This window comes from Stenotrophomonas maltophilia (genome assembly GCF_003970865.1).
Classification (GTDB): Bacteria; Pseudomonadota; Gammaproteobacteria; order Xanthomonadales; family Xanthomonadaceae; genus Stenotrophomonas; species Stenotrophomonas maltophilia_AR.
Genome location: NZ_RXLZ01000063.1, coordinates 1 through 21,336 on the forward strand (window position 1 = coordinate 1; position 21,336 = coordinate 21,336).

31 protein-coding genes and 1 pseudogene are annotated in these 21,336 nt (G+C 63.7%); 31 read left to right on the forward strand and 1 reads right to left on the reverse strand.

Annotated elements, in window-relative coordinates; genetic code table 11:
• From EKL94_RS17835 to EKL94_RS17980, 29 genes and pseudogenes are all read left to right on the forward strand, one after another.
• Window positions 1-365: pseudogene (locus EKL94_RS17835) on the forward strand (elongation factor Tu); the annotation flags it as partial.
• A gap of 332 nt (window positions 366-697) precedes the next feature.
• A complete protein-coding gene (gene rpsJ, locus EKL94_RS17840) occupies window positions 698-1,009 on the forward strand; it encodes a 30S ribosomal protein S10 (RefSeq protein ID WP_005408208.1) in 312 nt (103 codons plus the stop codon).
• An 11-nt stretch (window positions 1,010-1,020) separates the two neighbouring features.
• Complete coding sequence (gene rplC, locus EKL94_RS17845) at window positions 1,021-1,671, forward strand: 50S ribosomal protein L3 (RefSeq protein WP_004145336.1); 651 nt, start codon at window positions 1,021-1,023, stop codon at window positions 1,669-1,671.
• 12 nt (window positions 1,672-1,683) lie between these two features.
• A complete protein-coding gene (gene rplD / locus EKL94_RS17850) occupies window positions 1,684-2,289 on the forward strand; it encodes a 50S ribosomal protein L4 (RefSeq protein WP_004145337.1) in 606 nt (201 codons plus the stop codon).
• Window positions 2,286-2,585 carry a 50S ribosomal protein L23 gene (rplW, locus tag EKL94_RS17855; protein ID WP_004145338.1) on the forward strand — a complete coding sequence of 100 codons (300 nt, stop codon included), beginning with the start codon at window positions 2,286-2,288 and terminating at the stop codon, window positions 2,583-2,585. Before rplD ends, rplW begins: the two co-directional genes overlap by 4 nt.
• Window positions 2,586-2,595: 10 nt before the next feature.
• Window positions 2,596-3,423: a 50S ribosomal protein L2 gene (gene rplB, locus EKL94_RS17860; protein ID WP_004145339.1), complete on the forward strand. Its 828-nt coding sequence runs from the start codon at window positions 2,596-2,598 to the stop codon at window positions 3,421-3,423.
• A gap of 6 nt (window positions 3,424-3,429) precedes the next feature.
• On the forward strand, window positions 3,430-3,699 hold the full coding sequence (gene rpsS, locus EKL94_RS17865) for a 30S ribosomal protein S19 (protein WP_004154485.1): 270 nt from the start codon (window positions 3,430-3,432) through the stop codon (window positions 3,697-3,699).
• Window positions 3,700-3,711: 12 nt separating this feature from the next.
• Window positions 3,712-4,047, forward strand: a complete 336-nt coding sequence (gene rplV / locus EKL94_RS17870; protein WP_004145348.1) for a 50S ribosomal protein L22 — start codon at window positions 3,712-3,714, stop codon at window positions 4,045-4,047.
• An 18-nt stretch (window positions 4,048-4,065) separates the two neighbouring features.
• A complete protein-coding gene (gene rpsC, locus EKL94_RS17875; protein WP_004145350.1) occupies window positions 4,066-4,800 on the forward strand; it encodes a 30S ribosomal protein S3 in 735 nt (244 codons plus the stop codon).
• Between the two features lie 5 nt (window positions 4,801-4,805).
• Complete coding sequence (rplP, locus tag EKL94_RS17880) at window positions 4,806-5,219, forward strand: 50S ribosomal protein L16 (protein WP_004154486.1); 414 nt, start codon at window positions 4,806-4,808, stop codon at window positions 5,217-5,219.
• Window positions 5,219-5,404 carry a 50S ribosomal protein L29 gene (gene rpmC, locus EKL94_RS17885; RefSeq protein ID WP_004154487.1) on the forward strand — a complete coding sequence of 62 codons (186 nt, stop codon included), beginning with the start codon at window positions 5,219-5,221 and terminating at the stop codon, window positions 5,402-5,404. The genes rplP and rpmC overlap by 1 nt, the downstream gene beginning before the upstream one ends.
• Window positions 5,405-5,415: 11 nt before the next feature.
• Complete coding sequence (gene rpsQ, locus EKL94_RS17890; protein WP_004154489.1) at window positions 5,416-5,685, forward strand: 30S ribosomal protein S17; 270 nt, start codon at window positions 5,416-5,418, stop codon at window positions 5,683-5,685.
• 11 nt (window positions 5,686-5,696) lie between these two features.
• On the forward strand, window positions 5,697-6,065 hold the full coding sequence (gene rplN, locus EKL94_RS17895; RefSeq protein ID WP_010483978.1) for a 50S ribosomal protein L14: 369 nt from the start codon (window positions 5,697-5,699) through the stop codon (window positions 6,063-6,065).
• Between the two features lie 16 nt (window positions 6,066-6,081).
• Window positions 6,082-6,399 carry a 50S ribosomal protein L24 gene (gene rplX, locus EKL94_RS17900; RefSeq protein WP_004154490.1) on the forward strand — a complete coding sequence of 106 codons (318 nt, stop codon included), beginning with the start codon at window positions 6,082-6,084 and terminating at the stop codon, window positions 6,397-6,399.
• An 11-nt stretch (window positions 6,400-6,410) separates the two neighbouring features.
• Entirely contained in the window at window positions 6,411-6,953 is a 543-nt protein-coding gene (rplE, locus tag EKL94_RS17905; RefSeq protein WP_004154491.1) for a 50S ribosomal protein L5, read from the forward strand.
• Between the two features lie 18 nt (window positions 6,954-6,971).
• The gene (gene rpsN, locus EKL94_RS17910) at window positions 6,972-7,277 is read left to right on the forward strand and encodes a 30S ribosomal protein S14 (protein WP_005408209.1); all 306 of its coding nucleotides are present in this window, start codon (window positions 6,972-6,974) and stop codon (window positions 7,275-7,277) included.
• Between the two features lie 258 nt (window positions 7,278-7,535).
• Window positions 7,536-7,934: a 30S ribosomal protein S8 gene (rpsH, locus tag EKL94_RS17920; RefSeq protein ID WP_005408210.1), complete on the forward strand. Its 399-nt coding sequence runs from the start codon at window positions 7,536-7,538 to the stop codon at window positions 7,932-7,934.
• Window positions 7,935-7,952: 18 nt separating this feature from the next.
• Window positions 7,953-8,477: a 50S ribosomal protein L6 gene (gene rplF, locus EKL94_RS17925; protein WP_126930100.1), complete on the forward strand. Its 525-nt coding sequence runs from the start codon at window positions 7,953-7,955 to the stop codon at window positions 8,475-8,477.
• 80 nt (window positions 8,478-8,557) lie between these two features.
• Complete coding sequence (rplR, locus tag EKL94_RS17930; protein WP_024957318.1) at window positions 8,558-8,917, forward strand: 50S ribosomal protein L18; 360 nt, start codon at window positions 8,558-8,560, stop codon at window positions 8,915-8,917.
• A 161-nt stretch (window positions 8,918-9,078) separates the two neighbouring features.
• On the forward strand, window positions 9,079-9,621 hold the full coding sequence (gene rpsE, locus EKL94_RS17935; RefSeq protein WP_004145411.1) for a 30S ribosomal protein S5: 543 nt from the start codon (window positions 9,079-9,081) through the stop codon (window positions 9,619-9,621).
• Window positions 9,614-9,805, forward strand: coding sequence for a 50S ribosomal protein L30 (rpmD, locus tag EKL94_RS17940; RefSeq protein ID WP_004145412.1), 192 nt, complete (start codon window positions 9,614-9,616; stop codon window positions 9,803-9,805). The genes rpsE and rpmD overlap by 8 nt, the downstream gene beginning before the upstream one ends.
• A 6-nt stretch (window positions 9,806-9,811) precedes the next feature.
• Entirely contained in the window at window positions 9,812-10,255 is a 444-nt protein-coding gene (gene rplO, locus EKL94_RS17945; RefSeq protein WP_004154498.1) for a 50S ribosomal protein L15, read from the forward strand.
• A gap of 7 nt (window positions 10,256-10,262) precedes the next feature.
• Complete coding sequence (secY, locus tag EKL94_RS17950) at window positions 10,263-11,630, forward strand: preprotein translocase subunit SecY (RefSeq protein ID WP_005408215.1); 1,368 nt, start codon at window positions 10,263-10,265, stop codon at window positions 11,628-11,630.
• A 347-nt stretch (window positions 11,631-11,977) separates the two neighbouring features.
• Complete coding sequence (gene rpsM / locus EKL94_RS17955; RefSeq protein WP_004154500.1) at window positions 11,978-12,334, forward strand: 30S ribosomal protein S13; 357 nt, start codon at window positions 11,978-11,980, stop codon at window positions 12,332-12,334.
• A gap of 11 nt (window positions 12,335-12,345) precedes the next feature.
• A complete protein-coding gene (gene rpsK / locus EKL94_RS17960) occupies window positions 12,346-12,735 on the forward strand; it encodes a 30S ribosomal protein S11 (RefSeq protein ID WP_004145443.1) in 390 nt (129 codons plus the stop codon).
• 15 nt (window positions 12,736-12,750) lie between these two features.
• A complete protein-coding gene (gene rpsD / locus EKL94_RS17965; protein ID WP_004145446.1) occupies window positions 12,751-13,380 on the forward strand; it encodes a 30S ribosomal protein S4 in 630 nt (209 codons plus the stop codon).
• 55 nt (window positions 13,381-13,435) lie between these two features.
• Window positions 13,436-14,434, forward strand: coding sequence for a DNA-directed RNA polymerase subunit alpha (locus tag EKL94_RS17970; RefSeq protein WP_010483975.1), 999 nt, complete (start codon window positions 13,436-13,438; stop codon window positions 14,432-14,434).
• Window positions 14,435-14,625: 191 nt separating this feature from the next.
• Window positions 14,626-15,009, forward strand: coding sequence for a 50S ribosomal protein L17 (rplQ, locus tag EKL94_RS17975; RefSeq protein WP_005408217.1), 384 nt, complete (start codon window positions 14,626-14,628; stop codon window positions 15,007-15,009).
• Window positions 15,010-15,195: 186 nt separating this feature from the next.
• Entirely contained in the window at window positions 15,196-15,702 is a 507-nt protein-coding gene (locus EKL94_RS17980; protein WP_010483974.1) for a disulfide bond formation protein B, read from the forward strand.
• 64 nt (window positions 15,703-15,766) lie between these two features.
• Here the strand turns inward: EKL94_RS17980 and EKL94_RS17985 are convergent, their stop codons facing one another.
• The gene (locus EKL94_RS17985) at window positions 15,767-17,893 is read right to left on the reverse strand and encodes a TonB-dependent receptor (protein WP_126930101.1); all 2,127 of its coding nucleotides are present in this window, start codon (window positions 17,891-17,893) and stop codon (window positions 15,767-15,769) included.
• Between the two features lie 221 nt (window positions 17,894-18,114).
• Between EKL94_RS17985 and EKL94_RS17990 the strand changes: the two genes are divergently transcribed.
• Both EKL94_RS17990 and EKL94_RS17995 read left to right on the forward strand, forming a co-directional pair.
• Entirely contained in the window at window positions 18,115-19,506 is a 1,392-nt protein-coding gene (locus EKL94_RS17990; RefSeq protein WP_126930102.1) for a class II 3-deoxy-7-phosphoheptulonate synthase, read from the forward strand.
• A gap of 584 nt (window positions 19,507-20,090) precedes the next feature.
• Entirely contained in the window at window positions 20,091-21,281 is a 1,191-nt protein-coding gene (locus EKL94_RS17995; RefSeq protein ID WP_343202938.1) for a mechanosensitive ion channel family protein, read from the forward strand.
• Window positions 21,282-21,336 lie beyond the last annotated feature (55 nt).

Here is a 21,336-nt window from a genome sequence, read left to right on the forward strand (position 1 = left end):
ACGCTGGCCTGCTGCTGCGCGGCACCAAGCGTGACGACGTCGAGCGTGGCCAGGTCCTGGCCAAGCCGGGTTCGATCAAGCCGCACACCAAGTTCGAAGGCGAAGTCTACGTCCTGTCGAAGGACGAAGGCGGCCGTCACACCCCGTTCTTCAACGGCTACCGTCCGCAGTTCTACTTCCGTACCACCGACATCACCGGCGCAGCTGCTCTGCCGGAAGGCGTCGAAATGGTGATGCCGGGTGACAACGTCAAGATGGTCGTCACCCTGATCAACCCGGTGGCAATGGACGAAGGCCTGCGCTTCGCCATCCGCGAAGGCGGCCGTACCGTCGGCGCCGGCGTGGTCTCGAAGATCATCGAGTAATCTGGTAGTATCTGCGCCCCGATGTTGCCTGGGTAGGGCATCGGGGCGTATCAAATGGGAAAGCAGGCACAGGATGTGCCTTGTGTTCCCCGGACCAGGAAGGGTCAATGCCATTCAGGCGGCGTCAACAGGCGACTGTTGACAGCTGCCTTGCGTGCCATTATGCTTCTACGTCTGGGCAGGCCGGGTAACTGGTCTGCCTACGTTTTTGAGGTCTATGGAGTGACCTTGTCGGCCTGCAGGAGTGTGGGTCGTCCGTATTCAGGAATTTCATGGGGCAAAGCAACCCAGAGGCTTTGTCTGTCGCTCTTTTAACGAAGGAACCTACCGCCATGGCGGACCAAAAGATCCGGATCCGGCTGAAAGCGTTCGATCATCGTCTGATCGACCGTTCGGCCAGCGAGATCGTTGAAACGGCAAAGCGGACCGGCGCGCAAGTGCGTGGCCCGATCCCGCTGCCGACCAAGATCGAGCGTTACACCGTTCTCGTTTCCCCGCACGTCGACAAGGACGCGCGTGACCAGTACGAGACCCGCACGCACAAGCGCGTGCTCGATATCGTTGACCCGAATGACAAGACCGTGGACGCGCTGATGAAGCTCGAACTGGCTGCCGGCGTCGACGTTCAGATCAAGCTGACCTGAGGACTACGACCATGACGAAGAAGTATTCGTTGGGCTTCGTGGGCCGCAAGGCTGGCATGAGCCGCGTGTTCACTGAAGATGGCCGCTCCATCCCGGTGACCCTGATCGAAGCAACCCCGAACCGCATCGCGCAGATCAAGACCGTCGAAACCGACGGCTACAGCGCCGTGCAGGTGACCGTCGGCGCGCGTCGCGCTGCCCTGGTCAACAAGCCGGAAGCCGGCCACTTCGCCAAGGCGAAGGTGGAAGCGGGTCGTGGCCTGTGGGAATTCCGCGTTGAAGACGCGCAGCTCGGCGATTTCGCCGTTGGCGGCGAAGTCAAGGCGGACATCTTCGAAGTCGGCCAGATCGTCGACGTCCAGGGTGTCACCAAGGGTAAGGGCTTCCAGGGCACCATCAAGCGCCACAACTTCCGTATGGGCGATGCAACCCACGGTAACTCGCTGTCGCATCGCGCGCCGGGTTCGCTGGGTCAGCGCCAGACTCCGGGTCGCGTTTTCCCGGGCAAGAAGATGTCGGGCCACATGGGCGCAGTGCAGCAGAGCACCCAGAACCTGGAAGTGGTCAAGGTCGACGTCGAGCGCGGTCTGATCGCCGTTCGCGGCGCCGTTCCGGGCGCGGCGGGTGGCGACGTGATCGTCCGTCCGGCGAGCAAGGCATAAGGAGAGATGACGATGGAACTCGTTATCACGGGTAGCAACAACAAGGTCTCGGTCTCCGACGCCGTGTTCGGTCGCGATTTCAGCGAAGATCTGGTCCACCAGGTCGTCGTTGCCTACCGCAACGCCGGTCGCGCCGGCACCAAGGCACAGAAGACTCGCTCCGAAGTGGCTGGTACCACCAAGAAGTCGAAGAAGCAGAAGGGCGGCGGCGCGCGTCATGGCGCACTGACGGCTCCGATCTTCGTCGGCGGCGGTGTCACCTTCGCGGCCAAGCCGCGCAGCTTCGAGCAGAAGGTCAATCGTAAGCAGTACCGTGCCGCCATGTGCGCGATCCTGTCCGAGCTGAACCGTCAGGGCCGTTTGACCATCGTGGAGTCCTTCGACGTCGAAGTGACCAACACGAAGGGTCTGATCGCCAAGCTGGCCGGCCTGGAAGTGGGCAAGCGCCCGCTGATCGTCACCGAAGAAGCGTCCGAGCACCTGTACCTGTCCGCCCGCAATCTGCCGTACGTGCAGGTGCGTGACGTCCAGGGTCTGGATCCGGTCTCGCTGGTGGGTGCCGACACGGTCGTCATCACCGCTGACGCGGTCAAGAAGGTCGAGGAGTGGCTGGCATGAACAGCAACGAAAAAATCTTCAGCGTGCTGCGTGCCCCGCGTGTCTCCGAAAAGACCGCGCGCCTGCAGGAACTCTCCAACCAGTATGTCTTCGAAGTTTCGAACGAAGCCACCAAGGCCGATGTAAAGGCCGCGGTTGAGCAGCTGTTCGACGTCAAGGTCGAAGCCGTCAACGTGGTCAACGTCAAGGGCAAGAACAAGTCCTTCCGTAACCGTGCTGGCCGCCGCGGCGATTGGCGCAAGGCGTACGTTCGCCTGGCCGATGGCCAGTCGATCGATGTAACGGCCAAGGCCTGAGGTACATCCCATGCCATTGATGAAATTCAAGCCCACTTCCCCCGGCCGCCGTTCGGCCGTGCGCGTGGTCACTCCCGACCTGCACAAGGGTGCTCCGCACGCTGCGCTGGTCGAGTCGCAGAGCCGCTCGGGTGGTCGTAACCACCATGGCCGCATCACCGTGCGTCACGTCGGTGGTGGTGCCAAGCAGCACTACCGCATCATCGACTTCAAGCGCAACAAGCTGGGCATCCCGGCGCGCGTGGAACGCATCGAATACGATCCGAACCGCACCGCGCACATCGCTCTGCTGTGCTACGTCGACGGTGAGCGTCGCTACATCATCGCCCCGAAGGGCTTGAAGGCTGGTGATCAGGTGATCGCTGGTTCGGATGCCCCGATCAAGGCCGGCAACACCCTGCCGCTGCGCAACATCCCGGTCGGCACCACCATCCACTGCATCGAACTGAAGCCGGGCAAGGGCGCTCAGATCGCTCGCGCCGCGGGTGCGGCCGTGCAGCTGGTGGCTCGCGAAGGCATCTACGCCACCCTGCGTCTGCGCTCGGGTGAAATGCGTAAGGTTCCGGTCGAGTGCTGCGCCACCATCGGCGAAGTCGGCAACGACGAGCACAGCCTGGAAAAGCTGGGCAAGGCCGGTGCCAAGCGTTGGCGCGGCGTCCGCCCGACCGTTCGTGGTGCTGCCATGAACCCGGTTGACCACCCGCACGGTGGTGGTGAGGCGAAGGCCGGCCAGGGTAATCCGCATCCGGTCACCCCGTGGGGTGTCCCGACCAAGGGTTACAAGACGCGCCATAACAAGCGCACTCAGCAGTTCATCGTCCGCGATCGTAGGGGCTAATCGACCATGGCACGTTCACTCAAGAAGGGCCCGTTCGTCGATCACCACCTCGTCAAGAAGGTGGAGGCCGCTGCGGGCAGCAAGAAGCCGATCAAGACCTGGTCGCGCCGTTCGATGATCCTGCCTGACATGGTAGGCGTCACCATTGCCGTGCATAACGGCAAGAACCACATCCCGGTTCTCGTCAACGAGAACATGGTCGGCCACAAGCTCGGCGAATTTGCCATCACCCGGACCTTCAAGGGTCACGGTGGTGACAAGAAGTCGGGCAAGTAAGGAGAGATGACAATGGAAGCGAAAGCCATCCTGCGCACTGCGCGCATCTCCCCGCAGAAGGCTCGTCTGGTCGCTGACCAGGTGCGCGGTCTGCCGGCCGAGCGTGCGGTCAACCTGCTGAAGTTCTCGGACAAGAAGGCTGCCCACCTGATCAAGAAGGTGGTGGAGTCGGCAATTGCCAACGCCGAGAACAACCAGGGCGCCGACGTCGACGAGCTGAAGGTTCAGACCATCATGGTTGATGAAGGTCCGACCCTGAAGCGTTTCATGGCGCGGGCGAAAGGCCGCGGTACCCGCATCCTCAAGCGCACCAGCCACATCACTGTGGTTGTGGGCGCCGCCAAGTAAGCGGATAAGGAAAAGACCATGGGTCATAAAGTTCATCCGATTGGTATCCGCCTCGGCATTTCCAAGGACTGGAACTCCAAGTGGTACGCCAACAAGGCCGAGTTCGCTGGTTACCTGGCAGCCGACCTGAAAGTGCGCGAAATGCTGCGCAAGAAGCTGGCTCAGGCCGGCATCAGCAAGATCCTGATCGAGCGTCCGGCCAAGACCGCTCGCGTGACGATCCACACCGCCCGTCCGGGCGTGGTGATCGGCAAGCGCGGTGAGGACATCGAGAAGCTGCGCAAGGAAGTGAGCGAGATGATGGGCGTCCCGGCGCACATCAACGTCACCGAAGTGCGCAAGCCGGAACTGGACGCGCAGCTCGTTGCCGAGTCGATCGCCCAGCAGCTGGAGCGTCGCATCATGTTCCGCCGTGCAATGAAGCGCTCGGTCGGCAACGCGATGCGCCTGGGTGCCCTGGGCATCAAGGTCAACGTTGGTGGCCGCCTCAACGGTGCAGAAATCGCCCGTTCGGAGTGGTACCGCGAAGGCCGCGTGCCGCTGCACACCCTGCGTGCCGACATCGACTATGGCTTCGCTGAAGCCAAGACGACCTACGGCATCATCGGCATCAAGGTCTGGATCTACAAGGGCGAGGTCTTCGATTTCTCCCAGGTTGGCCAGGAAAAGCAGGACGACACCCCGTCGCGCAACGATCGTCACGATCGCGGCGACCGTGGTGACCGTCAGCGCCCGGCCCGTGAAGCGAGGTAACGACAATGTTGCAACCCAAGCGAACCAAGTACCGCAAGGTACACAAGGGCCGTAACGATGGCCTGAGCTGGAGCGCCAACGCTGTCAGCTTCGGCGAATACGGCCTGAAGGCAACCGCACACGGTCAGCTGACCGCGCGTCAGATCGAAGCGGCTCGCCGCTCGATCAGCCGCTACGTCAAGCGCGGCGGCAAGATGTGGATCCGCGTGTTCCCCGACAAGCCCATCACCAAGAAGCCCATCGAAGTCCGAATGGGTTCTGGTAAGGGTAACGTGGAATACTGGGTGGCCCAGATCCAGCCCGGCCGCATGATCTATGAAATCGAGGGTGTTTCCGAGGAAGTGGCTCGCGAGGCGTTCCGCCTGGCCGCCGCCAAGCTCTCGGTCACCACCACTTTCGTGACCCGTACGGTGCGCTGATGGATATCAAAACTCTCCGTGAAAAGTCGGCTGACGAACTCAAGGCCCACCTGATCGACCTGCGTAAGGAACAGTTCTCTGTCCGTATGCAGCAGGTCACCGGCCAGCTGCCGAAGACCCACGACATTCGCCGGGTCCGTCGCGAGATTGCTCGCGTCAAGACCCTGCTCGGCAGCACGAAGTAAGGATGGCCGCTATGAGCGACAATACTGAAAAGAAGACGCTGCGCACGGTCGAAGGCCGTGTCGTCAGCAACAAGATGGACAAGACGGTTACCGTCCTGGTTGAGCGTCAGGTCAAGCACGCGCTGTACGGCAAGTACATCAAGCGCTCGACGAAGCTGCACGCCCACGATGCCGACAACGCCTGCAAGGAAGGCGATGTCGTCCGCGTGACCGAGATTGCTCCGATGTCCAAGACCAAGAACTGGCGCGTGGTGGAAGTCATCACGCGCGCGGCTGAATAAGGAGCTGAATCATGATCCAGATGCAGAGCTACCTTGACGTCGCGGACAATTCGGGTGCCAAGCAGGTGATGTGCTTCAAGGTGCTGGGTGGTTCCAAGCGCCGTTACGCCGGCATCGGCGACATCATCAAGGTCACCGTGAAGGATGCGATTCCGCGCGGCAAGGTCAAGAAGGGTGAAGTGTATGACGCCGTCGTGGTGCGTACCCGCAAGGGTGTGCGTCGCGCCGATGGCTCGCTGATCCGCTTCGACGGCAACGCTGCCGTCCTGCTGAACAACAAGCAGGAGCCGATCGGTACCCGTATCTTCGGGCCGGTGACCCGTGAACTTCGTTCGGAGAAGTTCATGAAGATCGTCTCGCTCGCTCCCGAAGTGCTGTGAGCGACAGGAGATAATCATGGCTAACCGTATCAAGAAGGGCGACCAGGTTGTCGTCAACGCTGGCAAGGACAAGGGCAAGCAGGGCGAAGTCGTCCGCGTCGACGGCGACCGTGTGGTCGTCGCCAACGTGAACATCGTCAAGCGCCACACCAAGCCGAACCCGCAGGCAGGTGTTGCCGGCGGCGTGGTCGAGCGCGAAGCTTCGATCCATATCTCCAACGTGAATGTTCTGAACCCGGCTTCGGGCAAGGGCGAACGCGTTGGCTTCAAGGTGCTGGAGGATGGACGCAAACTGCGTGTGTTCCGCTCCAGCGGTGAGGCGCTCGACGCCTGAGGAATGAGAAGATGAGTTCCCGTCTCGAAAAGTTCTACAAGGACGAAGTGGTGCCGGCGCTGATGAAGCAGTTCGGCTACACCAATCCGATGGAAGTGCCGAAGCTGGTCAAGGTCACCCTGAACATGGGTGTCGGCGAAGCGGCCACCAACAAGAAGATCCTGGAAAACGCCGTCGGCGACATGACCAAGATTTCCGGCCAGAAGCCGGTTGTCACCAAGTCGCGTGTGTCGGTTGCGTCGTTCAAGATCCGCGATGGTTGGCCGATCGGCTGCAAGACCACGCTGCGTCGCCACAAGATGTACGAGTTCCTGGATCGCCTGATCAACATCTCGCTGCCGCGCGTGCGCGACTTCCGTGGTGTTTCCGGTCGTTCCTTCGACGGCCGCGGCAACTTCAACATGGGTGTGAAGGAGCAGATCATCTTCCCGGAAATCGACTTCGACGCCGTCGACGCGATCCGCGGTATGGATATCGCCATCACCACCACTGCGAAGACCGACGCGGAAGCGAAGGCGCTGCTGGCAGCGTTCAAGTTCCCGTTCCGTAACTGATCTGTCGAGGAAACCGAAATGGCAAAGACCTCCATGGTCAACCGCGACATCAAGCGGGAAAAGCTGGCAAAGAAGTACGCTGAAAAGCGTGCAGCTCTGAAGAAGATCGTGTCCTCCGTGGACGCGACCTACGAAGAGAAGATCGACGCCGCAACCAAGCTGGCCAAGCTGCCGCGCGATTCGTCGCCGAGCCGCCAGCGCAACCGTTGCGAGCTGTCGGGTCGTCCGCGTGGCGTCTACAGCAAGTTCGGCCTGGGCCGTAACAAGCTGCGTGAAGCCACCATGCGTGGCGACGTCCCGGGTCTGCGCAAGGCCAGCTGGTAATCCCAGCCGGCCCTGCGATCAGGCGCCCCTTCGGGGGTTCCTGAACCGGGCAGGGGAGGCATTCAGCTTTCCCTACGCAAAAAAACCGAAGAGCCCGGCGCAAGCCGGGCTCTTTTGGCGTATACTCCCGCGTCTTGCCCTGTGCAAACGGGGTTGTAGGAGTGGGCCCCTGGCCCGCTGCATCAAGGGACCTGGCCCGTTTCCAGGAGACAACAGATTTTCGCGAAAGCGGATATCGGTGCACTCAAAGGTACTCATATGAGCATGACTGATCCCATCGCCGACCTGCTGGTCCGCATCAAGAATGCGGCCGCGGTTGGCAAGCAGACGGTGAAAGCCCCGTCGTCCAAGATCAAGGTTGCGATCGCCCAGGTCCTGAAGGACGAGGGTTACATCACCGACCTGCGCGTGACCCAGCTGGAAAACAACAAGTCCGAGCTGGAAATCGTGCTGAAGTATTTCGAAGGCAAGCCGGTCATCGCGACCCTGAAGCGCTTCTCGCGTTCGGGCCTGCGCCAGTACCGCGGCAAGAGCGAGCTGCCGAAGGTCATGAACGGCCTGGGTATCTCCATCATTTCCACCTCCAAGGGCATCATGACTGATGCGCAGGCGCGCCAGCTGGGCGTCGGCGGCGAAGTCCTGTGCTTCGTGGCCTAAGGCGAGAGGAGTAGAACTATGTCCCGCGTAGCCAAGAAGCCCGTCACCCTGGGCAAGGTTGAACTGAACGTCCAGCCGGAAAGCGTCACCGTCAAGGGTCCGAAGGGCACCCTGTCGCTGCCGAAGCCGGCCGGTATTGCCATCAACGTCGACAGCGGCGTTGCTACCCTGAGCACCGAGAACGCCGAGCTGGTCGCACTGACCGGTACCGTGCGTGCGATCCTGGCCAACATGGTCAAGGGCGTGTCCGAAGGCTTCGAGCGCAAGCTGGAGCTGGTCGGCGTGGGTTACCGCGCTGCCATGCAGGGCAAGGACCTGAGCCTGTCGCTGGGCTTCTCGCACCCGGTCGTGTTCGTGGCGCCGGAAGGCATCACCATCACCACCCCGACCCAGACCGAGATCCTGGTCCAGGGCGCTGACAAGCAGGTCGTCGGTGAAGTTGCCGCCAAGATCCGTGCGTTCCGCAAGCCGGAGCCGTACAAGGGCAAGGGCGTGAAGTACTCCGACGAAGTCATCATCCGTAAGGAAGCCAAGAAGGCATAAGCGCGAGTCCCTCGCAAGAGCCCGCACATCCCTGTGCGGACTTCTCAGGGAAAAGCTCTTCCTTCAGCTTTCAAGGAATAATCAAAATGAACAAGAACATCGCCCGCCTGCGTCGCGCCAAGTCGACCCGCGCCCACATCCGTGAGCTCGGCGTCGCCCGCCTGTCGGTGCTGCGCACCGGCCAGCACCTGTACGCCCAGGTCTTCACCGCCGACGGTTCCAAGGTGCTGGCTGCTGCCAACACCACCCAGACCGACGTCATGGAAGGTCTGAAGAACGGCAAGAACGCCGATGCCGCCGCCAAGGTCGGCCGTATCGTCGCTGAGCGCGCCAAGGCCGCCGGCGTCGAGAAGGTTGCCTTCGATCGTTCGGGCTACCGCTACCACGGCCGCATCAAGGCCCTGGCAGAAGCCGCCCGCGAAGCCGGCCTGCAGTTCTAAGGGATAAGGGCAGGGGACCTGTGGTCTCCTGCCCGCCTGCTCGCCCGCCTGAATGAGGCGGGACGGCGCCACTCTTCTGCAGTGGCCCACCGGAACAACGCGACATTCCACAACCATAAGCGGCCCCGAGCCGTACATACCCAAACTACCAAGGAATCAAAATGGCAGAAGAGCGTCAGCAGCGGGGTCGCGATCGCGACCGTAACCGCGAAGAGAAAGTCGACGACGGCATGATCGAAAAGCTGGTCGCGGTCAACCGCGTCAGCAAGACCGTCAAGGGTGGCCGCCAGTTCACCTTCACCGCCCTGACCGTGGTCGGCGACGGCGAAGGCAAGGTTGGTTTCGGCTATGGCAAGGCGCGCGAAGTGCCGGTCGCCATCCAGAAGTCGATGGAACAGGCCCGCAAGAACCTGGTCAGCGTTGACCTGAACAACGGCACCCTGTGGCACACCATCAAGGATGGTCACGGCGCTGCCCGCGTGTTCATGCAGCCGGCTTCGGAAGGTACTGGCGTCATCGCCGGCGGTGCCATGCGCGCCGTGCTGGAAGCCGTTGGCGTGAAGAACGTGCTGGCCAAGGCCACCGGTTCGCGCAACCCGATCAACCTGGTGCGTGCCACCGTGAAGGGCCTGTCTGCTGCGCAGTCGCCGGCTCGCATCGCGGCCAAGCGCGGCAAGAAGGTGGAGGAACTCAACCATGGCTAATGAGTCCAACAAGACTGTGAAGGTGCGCCTGGTGCGCGGCCTGCGTGGTGCTCAGTCGCGTCACCGCCTGTCGGTGCGTGCTCTGGGTCTGAACAAGCTCAACGATGTGCGTGAACTGAAGGACAGCCCGCAGGTTCGCGGTCTGATCAACACCGTTCACTACCTCGTCAAGGTTGAGGAGTAATCGATCATGACTCTGCGTCTCAATGAACTGAGCCCGGCACCGGGCGCCCGCACCGAGCGCACCCGCGTCGGTCGCGGTATCGGCTCGGGCCTGGGCAAGACTGCCGGCCGCGGCCACAAGGGTTCGTTCGCCCGTAAGGGTGGCGGCAAGATCAAGGCTGGCTTCGAAGGCGGCCAGACCCCCATGCAGCGTCGTCTGCCGAAGATCGGCTTCCGTTCGCCGATCGCCAAGGACACCGCTGAAGTGCTGCTGTACGCGCTGGACAAGCTGCCGGCCGGCGAGATCGACTTCGCCGCCCTGCGTGCTGCCAAGCTGGTCCCGAGCACTGCAAAGAAGGCCAAGGTCGTCGTCAAGGGCGAAGTGACCAAGGCGTTCACCCTGAAGGGTATCGCTGCCACGGCTGGTGCCAAGGCCGCGATCGAAGCTGCCGGCGGCAGCGTAACGGAGTAAGAAAATCATGGCGCAAGCTGGCATCGGTAACCTCGCGGGCGGAATGGGCAAGTTCACTGAACTTCGCCAACGTTTGCTGTTCGTCGTCGGGGCTTTGATCGTCTATCGCATCGGCTGCTACGTGCCGGTGCCGGGCGTCAATCCCGATGCCATGCTTGCCATGATGCAACAGCAGGGCGGCGGCATCGTGGACATGTTCAACATGTTCTCGGGCGGCGCCCTGCACCGTTTCAGCATCTTCGCGCTGAACGTGATGCCGTACATTTCGGCATCGATCGTGATGCAGCTGGCCGTGCACATCTTCCCCGCCCTGAAGGCGATGCAGAAGGAAGGTGAGTCCGGCCGCCGCAAGATCACCCAGTATTCGCGCATCGGCGCCGTGCTGCTGGCAGTGGTGCAGGGCGGCTCGATCGCACTGGCCCTGCAGGGCCAGGTCTCGCCGTCGGGCGCTCCGGTCGTGTACGCGCCAGGCATGGGCTTCGTGCTCACCGCCGTGGTCGCGCTGACCGCCGGCACCATGTTCCTGATGTGGGTCGGTGAGCAGGTCACCGAGCGCGGCATCGGCAACGGCGTGTCGCTGATCATCTTCGCCGGTATCGTCGCTGGCCTGCCGGGTGCCATCATCCACACCTTCGACGCCTACCGCGACGGCAACATCCAGTTCATCCAGCTGCTGCTGATCGCCATCGTCGTGCTCGCCTTCACCTTCTTCGTGGTGTTCGTCGAGCGTGGCCAGCGCCGGATCACGGTCAACTACGCGCGCCGCCAGGGCGGTCGCAACGCGTACATGAACCAGACCTCGTTCCTGCCGCTGAAGCTCAACATGGCCGGCGTCATCCCGGCGATCTTCGCCTCGAGCCTGCTGGCCTTCCCGGCCACCCTGGCCATGTGGTCCGGCCAGGCTGCCAACCAGAGCAGCTTCGGCCAGGTCCTGCAGAAGGTCGCCAACGCGCTGGGCCCGGGCGAGCCGCTGCACATGATCGTATTCGCTGCGCTGATCACCGGCTTCGCGTTCTTCTATACCGCGCTGGTGTTCAACTCGCAGGAAACCGCCGACAACCTGAAGAAGTCGGGCGCGCTGATTCCGGGCATCCGTCCGGGCAAGGCCACCGCCGATTACATCGACGGCGTGCTGACCCGCCTGACCGCAGCCGGCTCGGCCTACCTGGTGATCGTCTGCCTGCTGCCGGAACTGATGCGCACGCAGCTGAACGCCTCGTTCTACTTCGGTGGTACTTCGCTGCTGATCGTGGTGGTGGTGGTGATGGACTTCATCGCCCAGGTGCAGGCGCACCTGATGTCCCACCAGTACGAGAGCCTGCTGAAGAAGGCCAACCTGAAGGGCGGCAACCGCGGCGGTTTTGCCCGCGGCTGATTGGCCTGTTATACTTTCGTCTTCCTGACGTGATGGTCCCTCCGCTTCGCGGACTCCGGCCACACAAACGAAGGGCGGCCCCCGCAGCGGTTCCGGGTGGGGGTGTGATGAGGTGGTCCCGCGCTGGAGTAGCGCGGGCGGCTCCGGGGGAAACCCCAGGTCCAACCCCATCCGGCGCCGGAGCCTGGGCACACTCCCCAGGCCGGGTTCATGAAACCAATGGTTTCACGGGCTTCCATGTAAACCGGAACCTTGTTAGTATCGCTAGTTCACTTTTTTGATCCATCCTGCCGGATTGGCGTGCCCGAGGCGCGCTGTCGGCCATCACTCAGCTGGAGAACCGCGTCATGGCGCGTATTGCAGGCGTCAACCTGCCAGCCCAGAAGCACGTCTGGGTCGGGTTGCAAAGCATTTACGGCATCGGCCGTACCCGTTCGAAGAAGGTCTGCGAAGTCGCAGGCGTTGCTTCGACCACCAAGATCCGCGATCTGTCGGAGCCGGAAATCGAGCGCCTGCGCGCCGAAGTCGGCAAGTACATCGTGGAAGGCGATCTGCGCCGTGAGATCGGCATCGCGATCAAGCGCCTGATGGACCTGGGCTGCTACCGCGGCCTGCGTCACCGTCGTGGCCTCCCGCTGCGTGGCCAGCGCACCCGTACCAACGCCCGCACCCGCAAGGGTCCGCGCAAGGCGATCAAGAAGTAAGGGACTGAGAAATGGCTAAGCCCGCTGCTAAGACCAAGAAGAAGATCAAGCGCGTCGTCACCGACGGCGTTGCCCACGTCCACGCTTCGTTCAACAACACCATCGTCACCATCACCGACCGCCAGGGCAACGCTCTGTCGTGGGCGACCTCCGGTGGCGCTGGCTTCCGCGGTTCGCGCAAGTCGACCCCGTTCGCTGCCCAGGTGGCTGCTGAAAAGGCCGGTCGTGCTGCGCTGGACTACGGCGTGAAGTCGCTGGAAGTCCGCATCAAGGGCCCGGGTCCGGGCCGTGAGTCGGCCGTGCGTTCGTTGAACAACGTCGGCTACAAGATCACCAACATCATCGACGTGACGCCTATCCCGCACAACGGGTGCCGTCCGCCGAAGAAGCGTCGCGTCTAAAGGGAGCGATAAGAAATGGCTCGTTATATCGGTCCTACCTGTAAGCTCGCCCGTCGCGAAGGCGCCGACCTGTCCCTGAAGAGCCCGGCGCGTGCGCTGGACTCGAAGTGCAAGCTGGAGCAGAAGCCCGGCCAGCACGGCGCCACTGCCCGCAAGGGCAAGCTGTCCGACTACGCCACCCAGCTGCGTGAAAAGCAGAAGGTCAAGCGTATCTACGGCCTGCTGGAGCGTCAGTTCCGCAACTACTACAAGAAGGCCTCGACCAAGAAGGGCAACACCGGCGAGAACCTGCTGCAGCTGCTGGAAACCCGCCTGGACAACGTCGTCTACCGCATGGGCTTCGCCGTGACCCGTCCGGCTGCCCGTCAGCTGGTGTCGCACCGCGGCGTCACCGTGAATGGCAAGTCGGTCAACCTGGCTTCGTACCAGGTCAAGGCTGGCGACGCCATCGCTCTGTCTGAAAAGGCTGCCAAGCAGCTGCGCGTCCAGGAAGCCCTGACCGTCGCCGCCCAGCATGACCTGAGCCCGTCGTGGGTTGAAGTGGATTCCGGCAAGTTCACCGGCATCTTCAAGGCTGTTCCGGATCGTTCGGATCTGCCTGCGGACATCAACGAAGCGCTGATCGTCGAGCTGTATTCGAAGTAATTCACATTGGAGAGCCCCCGGCGACGGCCGGGGGTTCACTAGGAGAACCCGCAACATGACGGTTACCGCCAACCAGGTTCTGCGTCCTCGCGGTCCGCAGATCGAACGCCTTACCGACACCCGTGCAAAGGTCGTTATCGAACCTTTGGAGCGGGGTTACGGGCATACGCTGGGTAATGCCCTGCGTCGCGTGCTGCTGTCGTCCATCCCGGGCTTCGCCATCACGGAAGTCGAAATCGACGGCGTGTTGCATGAGTACACCACGGTCGAAGGTCTGCAGGAGGACGTGCTCGAAGTCCTGCTGAACCTGAAGGACGTGGCCATCCGTATGCACTCCGGCGACAGCGCCACCCTGTCCCTGTCCAAGCAGGGCCCGGGCGTTGTCACCGCTGCCGATATCAAGGTCGACCACAATGTGGAGATCCTGAACGGCGAACACGTGATCTGCCACCTGACCAAGGATACGGCGATCAACATGCGTCTGAAGATCGAACGTGGTTTCGGCTACCAGCCGGCTGCCGCGCGTCGTCGTCCGGACGAAGAAACCCGTGCCATCGGCCGCCTGGTCCTGGATGCCTCGTTCTCGCCGGTCCGCCGCGTCGCCTATGCCGTGGAAGCGGCCCGCGTCGAACAGCGTACCGACCTGGACAAGCTGGTCATCGATATCGAGACCAACGGCACCATCGATGCCGAGGAAGCCGTGCGCACCGCCGCCGACATCCTCAGCGACCAGCTGTCGGTGTTCGGTGACTTCACCCACCGCGACCGCGGTGCAGCCAAGCCGGCCAACAACGGCGTGGATCCGGTGCTGCTGCGCCCGATCGACGATCTGGAGCTGACCGTGCGTTCGGCCAACTGCCTGAAGGCTGAAAGCATCTACTACATCGGCGATCTGATCCAGAAGACCGAAGTGGAGCTGCTGAAGACCCCGAACCTGGGCAAGAAGTCGCTCACCGAGATCAAGGAAGTGCTGGCTCAGCGCGGCCTGTCCCTCGGCATGAAGCTGGAGAACTGGCCGCCGGCCGGTGTCGCCAGCCACGGCATGCTGGGCTGATATCGGTAATGCCTGAAGGCTCCACCGTTCGCGGTGGGGCCTTCAACGCAACACAACATGCCATGACGAACCGCAGGTTCGCGCGGCAGGTCGTCCAGGACGGGCGGCCAGGACCAACCGCAGTCCGCGCAGCAACGCCAGGAAGGCGACAACGATCCGCACAGTCTCATCATTAACCAAGGAATATCACCATGCGTCACCAGAAGTCTGGCCGTAAGTTCAGCCGTACCAGCGCCCACCGCGAAGCGATGTTCAAGAACATGGCCGCCTCGCTGTTCAAGCACGAGCTGATCAAGACCACCCTGCCGAAGGCCAAGGAACTGCGCCGCGTTGCCGAGCCGCTGATCACCCTGGCCAAGGTCGACTCCGTCGCCAACCGCCGTCTGGCCTTCGCCCGTCTGCGCGACAACGAAGCCGTGGGCAACCTGTTCACCATCCTGGGCCCGCGCTACGCGAACCGTCCGGGCGGCTACCTGCGTCTGCTGAAGTGCGGCTTCCGCGCCGGCGACAACGCGCCGATGGCCTACGTCGAGCTGGTTGACCGTCCGGTCGTGGCCGAGGAAGTGGCCGAGTAATCGGACCGCTCCAACGCGACACAGCGAAAGCCCGGCCTCTGCCGGGTTTTTGCGTTCAAGGGGGCCGGATTCCGTTCCCGCGGAACGGGCTCTGACCCACACCGTTCCGACAGGCGTCACCTGTGGCGGTTCGAATGGCGCGCACTCTCGGTTACGCTTGGCGCCTGATCCATTCGAGCGTTGACGATGAATCCACTGCGCTGGCCCTTCCGCGCCCAGTTCTTCCTGGGCTTCCTGATCTGCGCGGGCCTGCTTGGCTACGCGATCTTCCTGCAGCTGAAGATGGGCCTGGAGCCGTGTCCGCTGTGCATCTTCCAGCGCCTGGCCTTCGCCGCGCTCGGCCTGCTGTTCCTGATCGGTGCGCTGCATGGTCCGTCCAACCGCCCGGGACGCGCGACCTATGGCGTGCTGGCCTTCATTGCCGCTGCAGTGGGCGTTGGCATCGCCGCGCGCCACGTCTACGTGCAGATGCTGCCGCCGGAAATGGGCTCCACCTGTGGCCCGCCGCTGGCCTTCCTGAGCGAGACCATGGGGCCGCTGGAAGTGTTCCGCACGGTGCTGACCGGTACCGGCAATTGCGGCAACATCGACTGGACCTTCCTGGGCTTGACCATGCCGATGTGGTCGGGTGTGTGGTTCGTGCTGCTGGCACTGTGGGCACTGGTGGTGTCGCTGCGCAAGGTCAAGCGCTGAAGCAGGGGAGTGCCGGCCGCTGGCCGGCACACCGTGGCAATGCCGGCCAGCGGCCGGCACTACCTCAGAAGTCCTGCTGCAGGCTCAGGAAAGCACCGCGGCGCGGTCCCCACTGCGGGGCAAACACGCCGACACCGCCGCCATCGCGCAGCTGGTAGCTGCGATCCAGTGCGTTGATCACCGCCAGCTGCACATGCAGCGGATGGCCGCTGTCGGCGTTGAAATCGTGCCCGGCGCTGAGGTTCACCTGCAGGTAGGACGGCAGCTCGCCGCCATTGGGCACGCCCTCGATGTCCGAACGCAGGCCGCTACCGAACACGTAGTTGGCGCCGACCCGGTTGTGCCCGGCGAAGGCATAGCTGAGGCCACCTGACGCGGTCAGCTTCTGGTCGTGGTCGAGGTGGATCCAGTGGTTGGCCACATAGGTCAGCGCTTCCGGGTCGAGGTTGTACTGGCTGGTGATGACGTCGGTACCGATGGCCTTGTTCAGCGCGGCGTTGAAGTAGGCACTGAACGGACCGTTGCTGTAGTCGGCGCTGAACTCCAGGCCACGGATGTGACCACGGCGGTAGTTGAAGGTCGAATAGATGTAGGCAGCGCCGAACTGGCCTTCGTCCTGCAGCCGCGCGACGCGACGGTCGTACGCATCCAGGCCCAGGGTCAGGTGTTCGCCCACTTGCTGCGAGACGCCGATGTCGTAGTAGTCGCTGCGCTCGGCCAGCGGCGTGTTGTTGCCGCCGCTGGGCTGCTGGTTGGTGGTGCCGTCGTACAGGGCGATGTCGCCGCTGGCGATCAGCTCGCTGGCCGGTGGCGTGAAGTAGCGCGAGTAGCCGGCATGCACGGTAGTGCTGTCGCTGGCATTCCAGACCACGCCCACGCGCGGGCTGAGCTGGCCCTCGGTGCGGCCGAAGGCTTTGTAGCGGTCACCACGCAGGCCGTAGTTGACGGTCCAGTCGTCGCCGATCTTCCATTCGTCCTGCACGTACAGGGCCAGCGTGCTGGCATGGAAGGCGCTGCGGTCGGGGATCAACCGCGGTGTGGTGCTGGACTGCTGGCCGCCGTCATCAACCGGGAACACCCAGCTGTTGCTGTTCGCCCGCGCGTTCTCGTAATTGCCGTACAGGCCATAGCGCAGCGTGTGGTCGTTGCCCAACGGCGTTGAGAAGTCGGCCTGCAGGGTGTTGGCGCGGTTGCTGCGCTGGACCTGCGAGGCGACGCCACTGAACACCAGATCGCCCACCACGTCCGGGTTGAATGCCACGTCGCTGTAACGCTGCCCGGCCGACAGCTGGTACGCGGTGCCGCCCAGCGTGCCCTGCAGCACCAGCATGCCGAAGCGGGTGGTCTCGCGCTGGGTCTCATCCAGCTGGCTGGAATCGAAGGTGGTGGTGTCCAGGTAACCGAACTGCGGGGTCTGCCCTGGGTCGACCGGGATCTGGAAGCGATTGTTGGCGAAGCCGGCGAACACGCTCAGGCGGGTGTTCTCGTTGACCAGGTAGGTGAGGTCGGCGAAGGCCTTGCCCTGGTGGGTGTCGTCGTGCAGCGGTTTGCGCGTGCTGGTGGGGTTCTCCAGGCCGACCTCGTTCTGGTCGTAGTTGCCGGTCAGGAACCAGCTCCAGCGCCCCTGGTTGCCCCACCAGGAGGCGTTCGGATTGATCTTGCCGAACGAGCCGGTGGTCAGTCCGGCGCTGCCGCCGTTGCCCAGCTCGGCGCCACTGCGGGTGGTGATGTCGACCACCGCCGCGGTGCGCTCGCCGAACTGCGCCGGCAACGCGCCGTCCATCAGCCGGATGCTCTTGATGGTGCGCGCGTCCAGGGTCTGGCCGAAGCCGGAGATCGACTCGGGCAGCAGCACGCCATTGATGCGGTACTGCAGGTTGGCGTGGTCGCCGCGCACGTGCACGCCGCCATAGGAATCCTGGACCACGCCCGGGGCCTGCAGCAGCACCTGGCTGAGCGGCGCGGAGGCGCCCAGCGGCTGCTTCTGGATGTCTTCGGCGGTGATCTGGTACTGGCTGCTGCCGATGTCCGGCGACAGCGTATTGCGGGCCTGGTCGAGCTGGGCGTGAACGGTGACCGCATCCAGATCCTTGACGGACGAAGAGGGGTCGTCGGCTGCCGAGGCGAAGGCGGGCAGGCTGGCCAGGGTCAGGGCGAAGGTGATGCCGGTAGCGAGAGGCGAGGGCTTCATGGTGGGAGAGGTGGCGGCTGGATGTGGAAGGGGCCGGTCCATGACGTGGAAGTGTTACTCCGTAACAAAGCATGCGCCTGTCCGGGGCGGCTGACCATGCAGGATCTGGCCGCTGGCGTCGGCCTTTCTCTGCCGTTCAGGCGAGCAGGCTGGCCGGACCGGCCCTTTGCGTCAGCGGCCGGCTCTGCGACCATGACCGCCCCCCACCCCGGAAGTCTGCAATGAGCCTGTCCGCCGTTCCGCCCGTGCCCGATCCCGCCGCAGCCGCCGCTGGCGCCGCCTGGTCGCCGGAGAGCTGGCGTGGCAAGACCGCGCTGCAGATGCCGACCTACCCGGACCCGGTGGCGCTGGACGCCGCCCTGCACGAGCTGAAGCGGCTGCCGCCGCTGGTCACCTCGTGGGAGATCCTGGCGCTGAAGCAGCAGCTGGCCGATGCGCAGGAAGGCAAGCGCTTCCTGCTGCAGGGCGGCGACTGCGCCGAGAACTTCAGCGACTGCGAATCGGGCACCATCTCCAACCGGCTGAAGGTGCTGCTGCAGATGAGCCTGGTGCTGGTGCATGGCCTGCGCCAGCCGGTGATCCGCGTCGGCCGCTTCGCCGGCCAATACGCCAAGCCGCGTTCGGCCGATACCGAGACCCGCGACGGCGTGACCCTGCCGAGCTACCGCGGCGATGTGATCAACGCACCCGCCTTCACGGAAGCAGCGCGTCTGCCGGACCCGAAGCGGATGCTGCAGGCGCACGCCCATTCGGCGATGACGATGAACTTCGTGCGGGCGCTGATCGATGGTGGTTTCGCCGACCTGCACCACCCCGAGTACTGGAACCTGGAGTGGGTGCGGCATTCACCGTTGGCGGCCGACTACCAGAAGATGGTGGCGTCGATCGGCGATGCCGTGCACTTCATGGAGACCCTGGCCGGGGCCCGCGTGCACAACCTCAACCGCATCGATTTCTACACCTCGCATGAAGCGCTGCTGTTGCCGTACGAGCAGGCGCTGACCCGCCAGGTGCCGCGCCAGCAGGGCTGGTTGAACCTGAGCACGCATTACCCGTGGATCGGCATGCGCACAGCCGCGCTGGACGGCGCGCACGTGGAATACCTGCGTGGCGTGCGCAATCCGATCGCGATCAAGGTGGGTCCGTCGGTGACGCCGGACCAGCTGCTGCGCCTGATCGACGTGCTCAATCCGCATGACGAGCCGGGCCGACTGAGCTTCATCCACCGCATGGGTGCGGCGCAGATCGCCGAGAAGCTGCCGCCGCTGCTGGATGCGGTCAAGCGTGATGGCCGCCGCGTGCTGTGGGTGTGCGATGCGATGCATGGCAACACCGAAAGCACCGCCAACGGTTTCAAGACGCGCCGCTTCGACAACGTCCGTGGCGAAGTGGAGATGTCGTTCGATCTGCATGCGGCCGCAGGCACGCGCCTGGGCGGCGTGCACCTGGAACTGACCGGCGAAGACGTGACCGAGTGCACCGGTGGCGCGCGCGAACTGACCGAGCGTGACCTGGAGCGCGCGTATCGTTCGACGGTGGACCCACGGTTGAACTACGAGCAGTCGCTGGAGATCGCGATGGCGATCGTGCGCAAGCAGGAGCAAGTGCGGTAAGTGTGTTGCGGCAGGGCTTGCAGCCCTGCACCTGCGGACGCAACGGCAACGGCCTAAGCAACGGCAACAGCATGGATTCCGTGGAATGGCGGGGCGGTGTCGGAGTGCGGGGACGCTGCAAGTACGTCCCTGTAAGCTTGGCAGCCGCATCCATGCGGCTGACACCCCGCACTCCGACACCGCCCCACCTTCGACAGATTCCGGCGGCTGTTGGTAGGTGTCGACCTTGGTCGACACGGTAGATCCACGCCATGCGTGGATGCTTTTGGATTCCAATTCGAAATATTCGATTCCGATGGAGATTCATCCACGCATGGCGTGGATCTACTGCAGATCGCAAGAATCTGTCGAAGGCGGGGTGGGTCCGGTTGCGGGGGCGTGAGCCGCATGGATGCGGCGACCGAGCCTACATGGACGTATTTACGGCGCCCCCCGCCACCGGACCCACCCCGCCATCCCACGGAATGCCAGCTTCTGCTGTTGCTGTTGCTGTTGCTGTTGCTCCGGCACGCAGCAGGTGCAGGGCTGCAAGCCCTGCCGACCAACACCCTTCTTACGAACGACTGACGTGACGCTCATGCGCCATGCGCGAGGCTGTCCGCTTGGCTGTTCGTGTGGAGGTGGCAACGGTGCACTGGCAAAGCGCACAGGCATATGCATGGCCGTTGGGTCTGGCAGCGTTGGTGGGCGGCATCGGCGCGTGGTTGATCCTGTGGATCTATCACCGGCTGAAAGGGCGCGATCGCCGGCGTGCGCGCATCGGTCGTGTACTCGGGCTGCCGATGGCCACCGCATGGCCGCTGCTGCTGCTGATTCCCGCGTTGCAGGCGACGCCGCTGCAGGATCCGTTGCTGGGCCATCTGCAGCACGTGCTGCACATCGCGCTGACCGCGTGCTTCATCTGGCTGCTGGTGCGGGCGGTGGCAGCAGGTGAGCGGGCGATCCTGCGCAGCCATCCCATCGATGTTTCCGACAACCTGGAAGCGCGCCGCATCCAGACCCAGACGCGGGTGCTCAGCCGCGTGCTGATGGGCGGCATCATCGTGCTGGGCGCATCACTGGTGCTGCTGACCTTTCCGATGGTGCAGAAGATCGGTACCGCCTTGCTGGCCTCGGCGGGCCTGATCGGCCTGGTGGCCGGTATCGCGGCCAAGCCGGTGTTCGGCAACCTGATCGCTGGCCTGCAGATCGCGGTGACGCAGCCGATCCGGCTGGATGACGTGGTGATCGTTGAGGGTGAGTGGGGGCGTATCGAGGAGATCGGCAGCAGCTACGTGGTGGTGCGTATCTGGGATGAGCGGCGGATGGTGGTGCCGCTGACCTGGTTCATCGAGAACCCGTTCCAGAACTGGACGCGGCGCAGCGCCGACCTGCTCGGCACCGCGTTCCTGTGGTTGGACTATCGTGCGCCGATTGCGGCGATCCGTGCTGAGCTCGAACGCATTTGCCGCGGCGAAGCGCTGTGGGATGGCCGGGTCTGCGTGACCCAGGTGACCGAGACCAGCGAGCGTGCGATCCAGGTGCGGCTGCTGGTCAGCGCGCGCAGCTCCGGTGATGCCTTCGACCTGCGCTGCCTGGTGCGCGAGCGCATGCTCGATTTCCTCGCGCGTGAGCATCCGCAGTCGCTGCCGCAGGTGCGTGCGCGGCTGCAACACGAAGATGAGCTGGATATGCCGCGTGGTCCACGTGCACGCACCGCGGATGTGCGTTCGCCAGGTGCTGAAGATGGTGAGGCGGCGATCGTGGTGCCGGTGGATCCGGAACCCGAACGGTAGCACCGGCCGCCGGCCGGCGACTCCGGATCTGCCGGCCAGCGGCCGGCACTACCGG